The organism is Roseateles sp. NT4 (assembly GCF_051857475.1).
Classification (GTDB): Bacteria; Pseudomonadota; Gammaproteobacteria; order Burkholderiales; family Burkholderiaceae_C; genus Pelomonas.
This window is the reverse complement of the sequence record NZ_JBPZGZ010000001.1, coordinates 550765-564774: the sequence shown is the minus strand read 5'-3', so window position 1 is coordinate 564774 and position 14010 is coordinate 550765. Positions and strand designations below refer to the sequence as shown.

Below are 14010 nucleotides of genomic sequence, written 5' to 3'. Positions count from 1 at the left end.
CAGCCAACCTGAGCATTGAAGATGAAATTCGCCTCCACCCGACTGATTGCCGCCGACATCAAGGCCATGGTCAGCTTCTACGAACTCGTGACGGGCCGTCAGGCCGAATGGCTGGCACCGGTGTTCGCCGAAATCGTGACGCCTGCGGCAACCCTGGCCATCGGCAGCGCCAAAACCGTGGCCTTGTTCAAGGAAGGGAGCGCCGAGCCCGCGGCCAACCGGACGGCCCTCCTCGAATTCATGGTCGAAGACGTGGACGCCGAGTTCGAGCGCCTCAAGGACAAGGCCAGCTGGGTCCACGAACCGAAGATGCTGCCGTGGGGAAACAAGTCGGCGCAGTTGCGCGACCCTGAGGGCAGCATCGTCTCACTCTTCACCCCCGTCACGGACGCCGCCAAGGCACGCTTCGGATCGCGATAAACCATCTGATGCCGGCCCAAGCACAAGCTCGTCGAAACCGCCTCGTCTACGCAACCCTGGTCCTGGCCGTCATCGCCGCCGGCCTGGCTTCTCGCCGCTATCCAGGGCTGCTGCCGGCACAGCTCGGCAAATACCCCGGCGATGCGCTGTGGGCGCTGATGGTGATGCTGCTCTACGGGCTGGCCTGGCCGCATGCCTCCATCGTCCGCATTGCGATGGCAGCACTGGCGACCTCGTTCGCGGTCGAGTTCAGCCAGCTCTACCAGGCGGACTGGATCAACGCCATCCGACACACCACGCTGGGCCACCTGGTGCTGGGGTCGGGCTTCCATGCCATGGACCTGCTGGCCTACAGCGTGGGCGTGGCCGCCGGCACGATGGCTGAACTGCTCGCGCTGCGGCCTAGTACTGCCCGATGAACTGGAAGTGCAGCTCGGCTGATTCGGAAAAACCGGCCACCTGCAACTTCGCCTTGACGTCCTCCACCACGGCGGACAGCTGCTCGGCGGACCGCGCCTGGTGCGGGTCATGCTCGATGCCCAGCCAGGCCAGGCGGCGGCCGACATAGAGGAAGTAGTCCTCGCCCTCGGTCATGCGGCCGGTGAAGGTCTCGAGCCCGGCGCGCTTGGCCTGCACACACCTCGGATCTGCGTCGGTATCGCAGGCGTCGAGCTCATCCTCGTTGTCGGGGTCCAGCTCGAACTTGACGCCGTAGAAGGCGATGAATGAATCCGCTCCCATGACCTGCCTTGCGAATGAGGATCAGGCCGCGAGTTTGTCCTGGGTCTTGGTCTCGAAGTCGCTGGCCTCATGCCTTTCATGCAACTGGTCGTTAGCCTCGCCCCAAGTGCGGTTGACCTTGCGGCCGCGCTGCACGGCCGGACGGGCGGCGATCTGGTCGGCCCAGCGGATGACATGGGTGTACTCGTGCACCGACAGGAACTCGCCGGCGCCGTAGAGCTGGCCCTTCACCAGCGCGCCATACCAGGGCCAGGTGGCCATGTCGGCAATGCTGTACTGCTCGCCGGCCAGGTAGGGACGCTCGGCCAGATGGCGGTTCAGCACGTCGAGCTGACGCTTGACCTCCATCGCATAGCGGTCGATGGGGTATTCCTGCTTGGTGGGCGCATAGGCATAGAAGTGGCCGAAGCCGCCGCCCAGGAAGGGCGCGCTGCCCATCTGCCAGAACAGCCAGCTCAGGGCCTCGGCGCGCGCCGCCCCAATCTTGGGCAGGAAAGCGCCGCCAAACTTCTCCGACAGATAGACCAGGATGGCCGCCGACTCGAACACCCGGACCGGCTCGGGGCCGCTGCGGTCCCACAGCGCGGGAATCTTGGAGTTGGGATTGGCCGCGACGAAACCGCTGCCGAACTGGTCGCCCTGGTTGATGCGGATCAGCCAGGCGTCGTACTCGGCGCCGGTGTGGCCGAGCGCCAGCAGTTCTTCCAGCATCACGGTCACCTTGACGCCGTTGGGCGTGCCCAGTGAATAGAGCTGCAGCGGGTGGCGGCCGACGGGCAGCGCCTGGTCATGCGTGGGACCGGCGACCGGCCGGTTGATGCTGGCGAACTGGCCGCCACTGGCCTTGTCCCAGGTCCAGACCTGGGGTGGGGTGTAGGAATCGGTCATGCGTGCGAGCTCGTGCGTTGGCAAGGGCGCCACGGTAACCACCCGCGCATGCACCCGCAGGCCGTACGGCCTTGCGGGTTGAGGCAGTCAGCCCGTCAGAGCCAGCGCAAAGGCCTGCTTGCCATTGCGCTTGACGTGATAGAGGGCATCGTCGGCCGCGCGCACCAGTTCCTGTGCCTGCATGCCGTGCGATGGCATGCAGGCCGCGCCGATGCTGACGCCGACCCTGACCTCCTCGCCCGTGGACAGGCGGATGGGCAGGGAGAGGCCGTCGACCAGGTCACGCATGACCTGGCTCAGCACGGCGTCCTCGGGGCCGACGTCGCGCAGTGCGATGAGGAACTCGTCGCCGCCCAGGCGCGCAACGAGGTCGGAAGAGCGGCGCACGGCGGCACGCATGCGCTCGGCGCAGGCCACCAGCACCTCGTCGCCACTCTGGTGGCCGTGGGTGTCGTTGACCTGCTTGAAGCCGTCCAGGTCGATGCACAGCACGCTCAGCGCCGCACCGCGCGAAGCCGCCTCGGCGACGAAGCGTTCCAGCGTCTCCTGGCCAGCGGCGCGGTTCTTCAGCTGGGTCAGCGCGTCATGTTCGGCGCGATGGCGCACCTCGTTCTCGTCGCTCTTGCGTTCGGTGATGTCGTAGATGACGCCCTCGACGGTCTGTCCGTCCACCTGCTGCACCGAGATCAGGCAGTGCACCCAGCGCCTCTGGTCGCCCTGCTGCACCAGCTCCAGATCGGCCGAGATCGTCTCGCCGCGCCGCGTGGCGTCGTCGATCATCTGCCGCACCTGCTCGGGCCGGTTGAAGACGCGGCTGATGAAATCGTCCTCGCTCAGATCGCGCAGCTCACCCATGGAGAGGCCGACGACGCGCGACACCGTCGGGTTGCCGTTGATGAGGCGACCGCCCTCGTTGAGCACGAAGATGCCGGCGCTGCTGGAGTCGAAGATCTGCCGGTACTGGGCCTCCATGGACTCGACCTCGGAGCGCAGCTTGCGTTCGACCTTGAGCTGGCGCTCGTTGCTGTCCAGCAGCTCGTTGGCGCCGGCGATCAGCACGCCGATCTCGTCGCGCCCGTGGCTGGAGGGAATCTCCAGCCGCTCGCCCGAACCGGGCGTCATGCGGCGCAAGGCGCTGGCCAGTCGCACGATGGGGCTGGACACCATGCGTGCCGCCACCAGGTAAAGGACCAAAGCCAGCAAGGCCGCCTGCCCCGCCATGACCGCCGCCAGCGTATAGGCCTCGCGGTCAGCATCGGCGCTCACCTTCGCGTCGTTCAGATGGATGCGCAGCTGACCCAAGCTCTCCTTGTCGTCGAAGGGCGACATCAACGGGCGCGTCAGCAAGGTGGCGCCCTGGCGTTCGACGGCGCCGGGACGCACCACCTTGACCAAGGCGCTGCCATCGGCCGCCACGACGGCCACCACGTCCACCAGCTCATTGCGCACCAGGCCTCCCGCCACTTCCTGCAGCAGCACCGCGTCGCGGGCATAGGCGCCGATGGCCAGCGTCTTCTCGACGGCCGTCGCCAGCGACTCCACGCTGCTGCGGCCGCTGGCCAGGGCCCGCGCCTGGCTGAGCTGGTAGGCGACGGTGGCCACAACGAGGGCCAGCAGCGTGGCGCTGGCAAACACCACCAGCATGAAACGCAGCTGCAGGCTGTTCGCGCCGCGGACGCGAGGCGCTGCGGTAGGCGTCATGGGCTGGCGGCTTCCTTGATCACCAGCACGGAGCGTAGGCCCGGCTCGGTCGGCTCGCGGCTGAGCCAACCCAGCGCGCCGGGATTGCGGCGCAGCATGCCCACCATGGCCGCCTCGTCTGCCAAGGCCTGGGGCGGCACGCTCTGGCCGGAGAACATCAGCCGCGACCAATAGCTGTTGACCTGGGCCACGCTCATGCCGGTCAGGGCCTTGTAGAAGGCGGCGCGGTTCGGGTTGTCGCGCGGCAGGTCAAAGATCAGCGCGAAGTCGCCGTTGGCAAAGGCGCGGCTGCGGCCCATGAAGAGGTCGACGGCTTCCTTCTGCGTCAGGCTTCGCTGCGGGTTGCTGGCATGCACGACGACATAGAAGTCGGCGCGCGCCGGCAAGGCGACGGCCAGCAGCGCCACGGCGCCGAGCTTGCTGAGGAGGCTGCGCAATGGCATGGCTTCAGAAGATGAAGTCCACGACGGCGGTCGCGATGGTGGCGTGTGAAGGTGCACCGTTGGCACCGGTCCACAGGCCCGAACCGCTGTTGCTGATGCGCACGCGATCCCATTGCAGCTTCAGCGCGGCCTGGGGATGAAAGTCCCAGCGGGTGCCGATAGACCAGCTCGACTGCTGGAAGCGCGAGGCGTTCAGCGAGGCCGTCACCGCGCTGCCGAGCCCCTGGGCCTGGGCAGCACCGACGGGGCCGATCACGGGCGTCAAGGCGGCCTGCCATGCCGGCATGGGCAGCACACCCTGGGAGTCGCGCACATGGCCGTAGGCGACATAGGGCGTCCAGTCGCCGACGCGGCGTCCCAGCGTTGCATAGGCGGAGGTCAGCACGATGAGGGGATCGGCCGAGATGCGCACCACCTCGGCACTCCACTGCCAGTCGGCCAGCTCATGCCGCAGCCCCAGCTCCCAGAACGTGCCCGAGCCGTTCTCGGCGCCCAGGCGGCGGCGCATCGCCAGGGCCTGCTCGGCCACAGTGGGGATGGGCACGCTGCCCAGCTGGGCCAGGCCATCGAGGACGGGCTGGATGTTGCTCTTGTCGATGTCGACGCGCGTGTGGGCATAGCTGACACGCAGCAGCAGCCCGCCCTCTTCGCGCGACAGCATGCCGCCAACGATCGAGCGCACGCGGCTGGCCTTGGTGCTTTCGAAGTCGCCGATGCGCGCCGAGCCGAGCATCAGCTTGGCCCGCCACTGGGCGTCGCCCTGCTGCCAGCTGCGCGCCACGTCGGCGCCGTCCAGCGCCGTGGGCAGCATGGCGTAGAACTCCACCGGCGGCCGCGCCGTCATGAAGCCATAGCCGACATTGCGATAGTCGGCCATCAGGAAGACATCCAGATTCACGCGACCCGCGCGCAGCGTCCAGTCGGCAGTGGGCCGGTAGCTGGCATAGGCCCATTCCAGGGCGTCGCTGTCAGCGGCATAGTGGGCCCGCTTCTTGGCGATGACCTGACCCACAAGTTCGAACTGGCTGCCCAGGCTGTAGTTCAGCTGCACGCCCAGCCGGGTGTCGACGTCGGCACGCCAGGCGTCATCGCTGCCGCCCTGGTTCAATTCGCGGCGAAAGCCCCAGCCGGAAGGCGCATCCACATGGCTCACGCCCAGGCTGCCAAAACCGCTGAGCCGCAGTCCGGTCGCACCGGACGGCTTGTCGGTCTCCTGGGCCTGGGCAGCGCCCATCGCAGCAAGGGCGACAAGGCCGGCAAGCAGGCCTTGGCGGCAGCGGCTGAGGGGGTCCGTGGTCTGGGCAGGCATGGCGCGATGGCGACTATCAACCCATTATTAGCCTCGCGCCGCCGGGCGCAACACCTGTCGCCGCAATCAATTGCAACCCCATCACGCTTGGGTCAAGCTTGCAAACCCGAGGGCATTTGGGAGCCGTGAAAATGCCACGCATGCGTATCGACTTCATCTCCGACATCGTCTGCCCCTGGTGTGCCATCGGCCTGTATTCGCTGGAGGCTGCCGCCGCCCGCATCCCCGGGCTGGAACTGGACCTGCACTTCCACCCCTTCGAGCTCAACCCCGGCATGGGGCCCGAAGGTCAGGACATCGAAGAGCACCTCGCCCAGAAGTACGGCGCCAGCCCCACGGCCCTGGCCGGCACCCGCCAGGCCATCCGCGAGCGCGGTGCGGCCCTGGGCTTCGAGTTCCGCATGGAGGCGCGCAGCCGCATCTACAACACCCGCGACGCCCACCGCCTGCTGCACTGGGTCGACGAGGGCTTTGGCGCCGTCCGGCAGCGCCAGCTCAAGGTCGCGCTGCTGAAGGCCTATTTCACCGACGGCCGCGACGTGTCCGACCGCGCCGTGCTGCTGGAGCTGGCCGTCGCGGCCGGCCTGCCCGAAGCCGGCGCCAAGGAGGTGCTGGACAGCAAGCGCTATGACGCCGAAGTGGCCGCAGCCGAGGCCGAGGTGCATGCCCAGAACATCCACGCCGTGCCGGCCATCATCGTCAACCAGCGCCATCTGATCCAGGGTGGCCAGTCGGTCGAAGTGTTCGAGAAGCTGCTGCGCCAGGTGATGGCCGAACCACGCCTGGCCTGAGCGGCACCGATGCCCCCTCCGGAGGGGGTATTCAGTGCATGGCGGGCACCCTAGGCTCGTCCCTGTCTCAGGGAGATCCAATGAAAGCCTTTGCCTGCACCAGCCTTGGCCTGCTCACGGCCGCCTGCGCCCTGGCCGCGCCGCCCACGGCCGAGACCAGCTTCCACATCCGCCAGGCCAACAGCGCCAACAGCGGCAATTTCGCGACCGGCGACATCGCCGTCGTGGGCATCCTCAACGTGCAGCCACCGGTGGGCAACCCGGGCGGCTATGTCTACGGCTTTGTCGCCAACTGCCCGACCGGCCTGACCTGCGAGTCTCTCGCCACCGACCCGGACTGGCGCAAGCTGGGCCTGTACGAGCGCGACTGGACCTACTACCCGCACCAGTACTTCGCCTCCACGCCGTATGACCCGGCGCTGACCGGCAGCTGGCGGCTGCTGCTGTCCACCGCCTCCACCTACAGCGCCGGCAACACGCTGATCGTGCAGACGCCCACGCTGGGCAACGTGGGCATGATGCCTTTCGTGCAGTCGATGACGGTCAGCGGCTCGGGCCTGACCCCCACTGTCAGCTGGACCTTGCCGGCCAGCACGCCGGATGGCATCGACCAGATGCGCATCCGCGTCCAGGACAACAGCCACCCGGTCACCGTCGAATCCCGCGGCAGCGTGCAGCGCAGCTTCCAGCAGTCCGACCTGATCTGGCAGAGCCCGGTGATCGCCAGCCCCGACTACACCCTGCCCACCGGCCTGCTGAACTACGGCACCAGCTACTCCATCAGCATCGACCTGATCCACACCCGCGCCGACGGCAGCCCGGTCTCGCGCTCCAGCTCCTATTTCGACTTCACGCCCATCAACCCGTCCACGCTGCCGGCCGGCGTCAGCAACATCGCCCTGCCGACCCTGGCGCCGGTGGCCACCACCAGCGGCGCGCTGGCCGGGCCGGTCTATGGCTTCAACATCGGCCATGTCGGCCCCAACGACATCACCTTCATCGACCCCGTCGTCGCCACCGGCTTCAGCTACGCCACCGGCGCCGGCGACCCCAACTTCAAGAGCGTGCAGGTGGCCAGCAACGTCGGCGATGGGCTGTACGAAGTCTGGACCTGGAACGGCGGCGTCTGGCAGCAAAGCGCCAGCGCCTTGGCCGCGGGCGCCAGCTTCGACTTCACGGCCCATGGTTTCGCGGCCGGCGTGAGCCGCTTCCAGATCCGCGGCATCGAGGCCTCGGCCCAGGTCAACGCCTTCGACGTGACCGGCTTCGTCACCGGACTGAGTTTCGTCGCCGACGGCAGCTTCACCGGCACCATGCAGGCCATCACCGTCGCCGTGCCGGAACCTGCGACTTACGGCCTGTGGTTGGCCGGTCTCGGCGCCCTGCTGGCCGGGCGCCGCCGGCGGACCTGAGACAATGGGGCCTGCGTTCCGAAGCCCGCCGCTGGCGGGCTTCTTGTTTCTCCAGAGCCCATGTTCAAGAACCTCATCGTCTACCGCATCGGCGAGGGCTGGCAGCCCGACGCCACCCAACTGGCCGACAAGCTGGCCAAGGAACCCTTCCTGGCCTGCGCCCCGACACAGCCCCTGGCCGTGGGCTGGGCCCCGCCACGCGACATCGAGCACGCACCACTGGTCGAAGTCATCGACGGCCACTGGCTGCTCAAGCTCAAGCGCGAGCAGCGCCTGCTGCCCTCCTCCGTCGTGCAGGAGCGCATCGACGAGCTGGCCGAGCAGATCGAAGCCCAGACCGGCCGCAAGCCCGGCAAGAAGGCCAAGAAGGACCTGAAGGAACAGGCCACGCACGAGCTGCTGCCGCGTGCCTTCACCAAGACTTCGGCCACGCGCGTGTGGATCGCGCCCGAGCAGCGCCTGCTCTTCGTCGACGCAGGCTCCGCCAGCCGCGCCGACGAGGTCGTCACCCTGCTGATCCAGGCCGCCGACGGCCTGTCGCTGCAGCTGGTGCAGACGGCCGAAAGCCCCGCCGCCTGCATGGCCGCCTGGCTGCTGGACGGCGTGACGCCCGAAGGCTTCCAGATCGAGCGCGAATGCGAGCTCAAGGGCAGCGACGAGCAGAAGCCCGTCGTGCGCTACGCCCGCCACCCGCTGGACATCGACGAGGTCCGTGCCCACCTGACCAGCGGCAAGATGCCGACCCGCCTGGCCCTGAGCTGGAACGAGCGCGTCGCCTTCACGCTGACCGAGGGCTTCGCGATCAAGAAGATCAGCTTCCTGGACCTGGCCTTTGAAGGCAAGCCCGAAGCCAGCGGCGACGAGGCCTTCGACGCCGACGCAGCCCTGGCCACCGGCGAGCTGGGCCGTCTGATCCCGGCGCTGATCGAAGGCCTGGGCGGCGAGCATGACTTCGCCGCGGCCGGCACCACGCCGGCGCCGGCTGCCTTGTCGACGGAGCCACTGGCTGAGGAAGCGGCGCCCTGGTAAAGGGCTAAAAACCCAGCTTGAGCGTCACGCGAACCGTGCGCGGCTCGGCGGGATGGACGTGCCGGTCGGCGACCGGCGCGGCCTCGCCGGGCAGCTGGGACTCGTAGAAGTATTCGATGTCGTTGACCCGGCGGTTGCCCAGGTTGAAGACGTCGAAGGTCAGCTCGCCGCCTGTCCACAACTTGCGGCTGACGCGCAGATTGGTCGTCAGCGACGAGCGCGAACGCACGCTGTTGTCCTCGATCAGAGAACCCGAACCGAGATAGCGCCACTGCAGGCTGGCCGACCAGGGGCCGAGCTCGCGCACGGTGACGGCGAGGGAACCGACCTTGTCGACGGCATTGGGGATGCGGTTACCGGCCGGATCGAAGTCGGCGAAGCGGGCATGCGTCCAGGCCAGGTCCGCGTCGATGAGCAGCCAGGGCACCGGGACATAGCGGTTGTTCCACTCGATGCCGTGGCGTTTGCTGGGCCGGTTGGCCTCGGTGGCGCCGGCGTCGCCGACGTAGACGAGCTCGGAATCGAAGTCCAGCTTCCAGACGGCCAGTGAGGATTGCAGGCCCGGCACCCACTCTGTCCGCGCGCCCAGCTCCATGCCGCGCGCAGCGACCAGGCCCGGCACCTTGTCGACCGCGTCGCCGGTCCTGGGGTCGACGGTGGCCGTCGTGCCGCGCGCGTCATTGCTGTGGAAGCCGCGGCCGGCATTGAAGAAGAACTCGGTCTTGGCCCAGGGCCCTGCCACCAGTGACAGCTTGGGCGATAACAGATGGGCCGTGGCGCTGCCGGAATTGGCGGCGTTGCTGAGGCTGTTGACCTTGAAGCGGGCCTGGTCGGCGCGCACACCGACGACGCTGCGCAGCCAGGGCATCAGCTCGACGGAGGTCTGGCCGTAGACGCCGAGCTGGGTCTCGCGCACATCGTCGTCGCGCGTCGTCGCGGTGATGCGGCGTTCGACGGTGTCGTAGAGGCCGACGCGGATGCGGTCGTGACGCAGTTGCAGGCCGACCTCGCTGCGGGCCGGCAGCTCGCCCAGCTTGTGGTCGACCGCATGGCTGGCGTTGAAGCCGTAGACGCTGCGCTTGTCCTGCTGCGAGAACTGGTCGCCATCGTCGGGGCGCTCCAATGCGTAGGTGAAGTTGGAGAAGAGCTTCAACCGGTAGTCCATCGCATAGGCCGCGACCCGCGTGGCCTCGCTGCCCGTGTTGCGATGCCATTCGCCGGACAGGCTGCTGCGGCGCGTCTCGCCGCCATCGCTGCCATCCACCGCATCGAAGCGGCCGAAAGCCTGGCCGTTGAACATGCCCGCATCGATGAGGCGCTCGGGCACTTGGTCGGTCGAGTTCCACTTCGCGTCATAGCCCATCAGGCTGGCGCTCCAGCCTTCGGCGGCCGTACCGGCTGACAACGTCAGCACGCCATTGCTCTTGCGCAGCTGCTCGGGCAGCTTCCAGGGCCCGTCGTTGTGCTGCACCTCGACGGCGCCCAGCAGGTTGAGCCCACCGCCCAGGGCCGTCGAGCCCGCGCCGACAAAGCGCTGGAACTGGCGCTGGCCGACCGTCAGCGCGGCAAAGCCTTCGTCCAGCGTGTTGCGGTAGGCGATGTCGGCCGAGCCGGCGGCGGCAAAGTCGCCGTTCTTCGCAAAGTAAGGCCCCTTGCGGTACTCGATGCGGTCGACCAGCTCGGGGATGAGGAAATTCAGGTCCGAATAGCCCTGGCCATGGCCATGCGTCGGCATGTTGACCGGCAGGCCGTTGACCGTGGTCGCAAAGTCGGTGCCGTGGTCGAGGTTGAAGCCGCGCAGGAAGTACTGGTTGGCTTTGCCGTCGCCCGAGTGCTGAGTGACGATGACCCCGGGTACGAATTCCAGCACCTCGCCCGGGCGCAGCGCGGGGCGGCTCTTCAGCAGCTCGGCGCGGATGGTGCCTTGCGAGGCGGCATCGGTGCTGCCAACGGCGTTGTCGTAATGGCGGCCGGTGATCTCGACTTTCTCGAGCACCGCAGCGGCAACGACGGTAGGCGCTTCGGCCTGGGCCTGGGCGGTGGACGCGACGAGCAGGCTGGCGGCAGCCAGCAGCGTCAGACGGTACTTGGTGGGCATGAAGTTCTCGGAAAGCGCGGAACCCCACCGCGCGCCGGCTCGCGACGGGCGGAAGCATGGGGAATGTGGAGCGGCGCGCGTGGCGCCAGCCGTGCTCAGCCGCGGGGCGGCGTCAACGGCGGCGCAATGACGAGGTCATGCCAATCGAGATCGGCCATGGCGGGGCGGTCGCCCGCGTCAGCCGGAGCCATCCATGCCAGGCTGGCAGGCAGCCAGGCCAGGAAGGCAGTCACACCACCTTGCAGGGAATCGTCGGTCGCATCGCCGACTTCGACGGCATCGGTGGTGTCAGCCGCGTGCTGGTGGAAGACGCCGCCATGCTCGTGCAGGCCGGCAGACTGTCCCTTGCTGGCGAACCAGCCCAGCTTGTGCCCTTGCAACCGCGGATCCTGGGCGGCGTGCAGATGGTCCAGCAAGGCGCGCAGCGGCTGGGTCATGCCGGACAGGACGGCATGAGCGGCGCCGGTGTGCACATGCCGATGGCCCTGCAGGCCCGCCACCAGCTGCACCACGCCCTGCAAAGGCAGCACGACGAGCAGCAGCGCCAGGACGGCGGTGCGTGAGCGGTGCAGCAGCGATGACAGCAGTTTGGGCACAGGCGGGATGGTGCAGGAAGCAAGCCAAGCCGAGCATCTTCGAGCGCGAACATGGCCCGCGTATGACACTCGCCTCCCCGTTCTACGCGAAGGGCCGCCGCCCGGATTCGCGTCCCCCTAGATCACCAGGTCGTGAAGGGCTTCACCGCCAGGTTGGCATTGACATAGCGGCCGTCGCCCGTCACCTCGGCGCCCAGCCAGCCGGGCCTGGCAAAGACCTGGCCCTCATCGGCCAGTTCGATCTCGGCGACCACCAGGCCGGCATTGGCGCCCAGGAACTCGTCGACCTCCCAGGTCATGCCCTCGAACCGGCAGAGATGGCGGATCTTCTCGACCACCGGCCCGTCGCTCAGGGCCAGCAGGGCCTGGGCATCGGTCACCGGTATCTCATACTCGAACTCGGCTCGCGTCGCGCCGCGGGTCGCGCCCTTGATGGTCAGAAAAGCTTGCTCGCCGGCGAGGCGCACGCGCACCGTGCGGGCCGGGTCGCGGCTCAGATAGCCCTGGCTGAAGCGGGTCTGCGCCGAAGCCGGCTGGCGCCAGCCGTCACCGCTGACGAGGAATTTGCGTTCGATCTCAATGCCCATCGGGGGTGCCTTCGGCCGCCTGGGCCGCGGCCTCGCGCAGCTTGTCCTTCTTGCTCTTGCGTGTCGTGCTCTTGATGCCGCCGCTGGCCTGGGCCTCGGTCGCCACAGCCTGCGGCTCGAAGCCGTCCAGGCGCTCGCGCGGCACGCGCTGGCCCTGACGCTTTTCGATGAGGCGGAAATGGCTCTCCGCGTTCTCGGCACTGTCCGCGCAGATGAAGCTGACGGACGTGCCCTGCGCCCCCGCGCGGCCGGTGCGGCCGATGCGGTGGGTGTAGTCGGCGGCCGAGCGCGGCAGCTCGTAGTTGACGACGGCGTCCAGGGCCTCGACATGCAGGCCGCGCGCGGCGACATCGGTGGCCACCAGCACCTCGACTTGGCCGCTCTTCAATGCCTCCAGCACGTCACGCCGCGCGCCCTGGCTCAGCTCGCCATGCAGCACGCCGGCCTTGAAGCCATGGGCGAAGAGCTTGTCCGACACCAGATCGGCCGTGTAGCGGCTGGCGACGAAGACCAGCACCCGCTTCCAGCCCTCGGTCTTCAGCAGCTGGCGCAGAGCCGGCAGGCGCTGGGCGCGGTCGAGCTGGAGGGCGCGCTGGGCGATCTGGGGCGGTGCCTCCTCGACCTGGATGCGCACCGGCTCGCGCAGCAGCTGCCCGGCCAGGGCCTCGACGGCGGCCGGGAAGGTGGCCGAGAACAGCAGCGACTGGCGCCGCTTCGGCAACAGGGCCAGCAGGCGCTGCAGCTCCTCGGCAAAGCCCTGGCTGAGCAGGCGGTCGGCCTCGTCCAGCACCAGGCACTCGACGCCGGCCAGCGTCAGGCCGTTGTGGTCGATCAGGTCCAGCAGGCGGCCGGGCGTGGCCACCATGACGTCGCAGCCGCCGCGCAGGGCCATCAGCTGCGGGTTGATGGACACGCCGCCAAAGGCGAGGGCGACCTTGGGGCGGTGCAGCAGCAGGGAGGCCACGTTGCGCAGCAGCTCGGCGGTCTGCGCCGCGAGCTCGCGCGTGGGCGCCAGCACCAGGGCGCGCGGGCCTGGCCGGGGCGGCGAGGCGACCAGGCGTTGCAGCAGCGGCAGCGCAAAGGCGGCGGTCTTGCCCGAACCGGTCTGGGCCAGGGCCAGCACATCGGCACCGGCGAGGATGGGAGGGAGCGCTGCCGACTGGATGGCGGTCGGCGCGTGATAGCCCTGTTCGCGCACGGCGCGCAGCAGGGCGGGCGTGAGGCCCAGGGAAGCGAAGGACATGCGCGATTGTCGCGCCTGGCTCAGAACAGCTTCTGCTGGTCGCCCGCGAGTTGGCCCACCGCACGCGCCTCGATCAGCAGCATGCGGCGCTTGGTCTCGACGCCGCCCGGCGCCGAGAAGCCGGTGGGCTCACCGCCCGCGCCCATGACGCGATGGCAGGGCACGATGGGCGGGAAGGGGTTGTCGCCCTCGGCCCGGCCCACGGCGCGCGCAGCGCCGGGCTGACCCAGGGCGTTGGCAATCTCGCCATAGGTGCGGGTCTGGCCGGGCGGGATGGCGCGGGTCAGCGCATGCACCTGGCGGCGGAACTCGGGGATGCCGCGCTCGTCGAGGACGATGTCGCCGAGGTCGCGTGCCTCGCCCGCCAGCAGGGCGCGAACGCCATCGACGGCGTTGGCGACTTGGGGCGGCAGCTCATCTGTCGGCTGCGCGCTCGGGTGACGATGCTTCAGCCGCGCCGGGCTGGCGTCAGGCAAGAGCGACGCGACGATGCCGCGCTCGCTCCAGACGATGCCGCAGCGGCCCAGGGCCGTGTCGAAGCTGTGGCTCCACAGCGGCTCGCCCGGCGGCAGCACGGGGCCAATCTCAGGATCGTCGACAAAATCGCTCACGTTGCTCGGGTGCGGCTTGCAGCAGGGTCTTGAAATAGTAGCCAATCATGCCGTTCACGCGGGCACGGCCGGCATCGTCCAGCCAGGCGTCGACACGCGAGCGCCAGACGGCGGCGCAGGCAGCCGGGTGCAGGCCCTGGT

The 14010-nt window shown here is 68.7% G+C and carries 15 protein-coding genes; 5 read left to right on the top strand and 10 right to left on the bottom strand.

Features of this window, described 5'->3' with window-relative positions:
* Positions 1-21 precede the first annotated feature (21 nt).
* Together ACS5PN_RS02580 and ACS5PN_RS02575 are read left to right on the top strand one after the other, a co-directional pair.
* Positions 22-420 carry a VOC family protein gene (locus ACS5PN_RS02580; RefSeq protein WP_439462377.1) on the top strand — a complete coding sequence of 133 codons (399 nt, stop codon included), beginning with the start codon at positions 22-24 and terminating at the stop codon, positions 418-420.
* 8 nt (positions 421-428) lie between these two features.
* The gene (locus tag ACS5PN_RS02575) at positions 429-839 is read left to right on the top strand and encodes a DUF2809 domain-containing protein (protein WP_439462376.1); all 411 of its coding nucleotides are present in this window, start codon (positions 429-431) and stop codon (positions 837-839) included.
* On the opposite strand, the gene ACS5PN_RS02570 is transcribed toward ACS5PN_RS02575, so the two are convergent.
* The 5 genes from ACS5PN_RS02570 to ACS5PN_RS02550 all read right to left on the bottom strand — a co-directional run bounded on the left by ACS5PN_RS02570 (position 823) and on the right by ACS5PN_RS02550 (position 5502).
* Positions 823-1161: a hypothetical protein gene (locus tag ACS5PN_RS02570; RefSeq protein WP_439462375.1), complete on the bottom strand. Its 339-nt coding sequence runs from the start codon at positions 1159-1161 to the stop codon at positions 823-825. The genes ACS5PN_RS02575 and ACS5PN_RS02570 overlap by 17 nt on opposite strands.
* A 21-nt stretch (positions 1162-1182) precedes the next feature.
* Positions 1183-2049: a glutathione-dependent disulfide-bond oxidoreductase gene (gene yghU / locus ACS5PN_RS02565; RefSeq protein WP_439462374.1), complete on the bottom strand. Its 867-nt coding sequence runs from the start codon at positions 2047-2049 to the stop codon at positions 1183-1185.
* Positions 2050-2136: 87 nt separating this feature from the next.
* A complete protein-coding gene (locus ACS5PN_RS02560; protein ID WP_439462373.1) occupies positions 2137-3750 on the bottom strand; it encodes a diguanylate cyclase domain-containing protein in 1614 nt (537 codons plus the stop codon).
* A complete protein-coding gene (locus ACS5PN_RS02555) occupies positions 3747-4193 on the bottom strand; it encodes a hypothetical protein (RefSeq protein WP_439462372.1) in 447 nt (148 codons plus the stop codon). Before ACS5PN_RS02555 ends, ACS5PN_RS02560 begins: the two co-directional genes overlap by 4 nt.
* 4 nt (positions 4194-4197) lie before the next feature.
* Complete coding sequence (locus ACS5PN_RS02550) at positions 4198-5502, bottom strand: hypothetical protein (protein WP_439462371.1); 1305 nt, start codon at positions 5500-5502, stop codon at positions 4198-4200.
* A gap of 131 nt (positions 5503-5633) precedes the next feature.
* On the opposite strand from ACS5PN_RS02550, the gene ACS5PN_RS02545 reads away from it, so the two are divergent.
* The 3 genes from ACS5PN_RS02545 (at position 5634) to ACS5PN_RS02535 (ending at position 8734) form a co-directional block, all read left to right on the top strand.
* The gene (locus ACS5PN_RS02545; RefSeq protein ID WP_439462370.1) at positions 5634-6293 is read left to right on the top strand and encodes a DsbA family oxidoreductase; all 660 of its coding nucleotides are present in this window, start codon (positions 5634-5636) and stop codon (positions 6291-6293) included.
* Between the two features lie 80 nt (positions 6294-6373).
* Positions 6374-7705 (top strand): PEP-CTERM sorting domain-containing protein, encoded by a 1332-nt coding sequence (locus ACS5PN_RS02540; RefSeq protein ID WP_439462369.1) that lies wholly within the window; start codon positions 6374-6376, stop codon positions 7703-7705.
* Positions 7706-7765: 60 nt separating this feature from the next.
* Positions 7766-8734, top strand: a complete 969-nt coding sequence (locus ACS5PN_RS02535) for a recombination-associated protein RdgC (RefSeq protein ID WP_439462368.1) — start codon at positions 7766-7768, stop codon at positions 8732-8734.
* Between the two features lie 4 nt (positions 8735-8738).
* On the opposite strand, the gene ACS5PN_RS02530 is transcribed toward ACS5PN_RS02535, so the two are convergent.
* From ACS5PN_RS02530 to ACS5PN_RS02510, 5 genes are all read right to left on the bottom strand, one after another.
* The gene (locus ACS5PN_RS02530; RefSeq protein ID WP_439462367.1) at positions 8739-10832 is read right to left on the bottom strand and encodes a TonB-dependent receptor; all 2094 of its coding nucleotides are present in this window, start codon (positions 10830-10832) and stop codon (positions 8739-8741) included.
* 95 nt (positions 10833-10927) lie between these two features.
* Positions 10928-11428: a hypothetical protein gene (locus tag ACS5PN_RS02525; protein WP_439462366.1), complete on the bottom strand. Its 501-nt coding sequence runs from the start codon at positions 11426-11428 to the stop codon at positions 10928-10930.
* Positions 11429-11550: 122 nt separating this feature from the next.
* The gene (locus tag ACS5PN_RS02520; protein WP_439462365.1) at positions 11551-12015 is read right to left on the bottom strand and encodes a CYTH domain-containing protein; all 465 of its coding nucleotides are present in this window, start codon (positions 12013-12015) and stop codon (positions 11551-11553) included.
* A complete protein-coding gene (locus tag ACS5PN_RS02515) occupies positions 12005-13258 on the bottom strand; it encodes a DEAD/DEAH box helicase (protein WP_439462364.1) in 1254 nt (417 codons plus the stop codon). The genes ACS5PN_RS02520 and ACS5PN_RS02515 overlap by 11 nt, the downstream gene beginning before the upstream one ends.
* A 20-nt stretch (positions 13259-13278) precedes the next feature.
* The gene (locus tag ACS5PN_RS02510; protein WP_439462363.1) at positions 13279-13869 is read right to left on the bottom strand and encodes a methylated-DNA--[protein]-cysteine S-methyltransferase; all 591 of its coding nucleotides are present in this window, start codon (positions 13867-13869) and stop codon (positions 13279-13281) included.
* Positions 13870-14010 lie beyond the last annotated feature (141 nt).

Coding starts and splice junctions, on each gene's coding strand:
- ACS5PN_RS02580 (WP_439462377.1), top strand. CDS start 22: ATGAAATTCGCCTCCACCCGACTGATTGCCGCCGACATCAAGGCCATG.
- ACS5PN_RS02575 (WP_439462376.1), top strand. CDS start 429: ATGCCGGCCCAAGCACAAGCTCGTCGAAACCGCCTCGTCTACGCAACC.
- ACS5PN_RS02570 (WP_439462375.1), bottom strand. CDS start 1,161: ATGGGAGCGGATTCATTCATCGCCTTCTACGGCGTCAAGTTCGAGCTG.
- yghU (WP_439462374.1), bottom strand. CDS start 2,049: ATGACCGATTCCTACACCCCACCCCAGGTCTGGACCTGGGACAAGGCC.
- ACS5PN_RS02560 (WP_439462373.1), bottom strand. CDS start 3,750: ATGACGCCTACCGCAGCGCCTCGCGTCCGCGGCGCGAACAGCCTGCAG.
- ACS5PN_RS02555 (WP_439462372.1), bottom strand. CDS start 4,193: ATGCCATTGCGCAGCCTCCTCAGCAAGCTCGGCGCCGTGGCGCTGCTG.
- ACS5PN_RS02550 (WP_439462371.1), bottom strand. CDS start 5,502: ATGCCTGCCCAGACCACGGACCCCCTCAGCCGCTGCCGCCAAGGCCTG.
- ACS5PN_RS02545 (WP_439462370.1), top strand. CDS start 5,634: ATGCCACGCATGCGTATCGACTTCATCTCCGACATCGTCTGCCCCTGG.
- ACS5PN_RS02540 (WP_439462369.1), top strand. CDS start 6,374: ATGAAAGCCTTTGCCTGCACCAGCCTTGGCCTGCTCACGGCCGCCTGC.
- ACS5PN_RS02535 (WP_439462368.1), top strand. CDS start 7,766: ATGTTCAAGAACCTCATCGTCTACCGCATCGGCGAGGGCTGGCAGCCC.
- ACS5PN_RS02530 (WP_439462367.1), bottom strand. CDS start 10,832: ATGCCCACCAAGTACCGTCTGACGCTGCTGGCTGCCGCCAGCCTGCTC.
- ACS5PN_RS02520 (WP_439462365.1), bottom strand. CDS start 12,015: ATGGGCATTGAGATCGAACGCAAATTCCTCGTCAGCGGTGACGGCTGG.
- ACS5PN_RS02515 (WP_439462364.1), bottom strand. CDS start 13,258: ATGTCCTTCGCTTCCCTGGGCCTCACGCCCGCCCTGCTGCGCGCCGTG.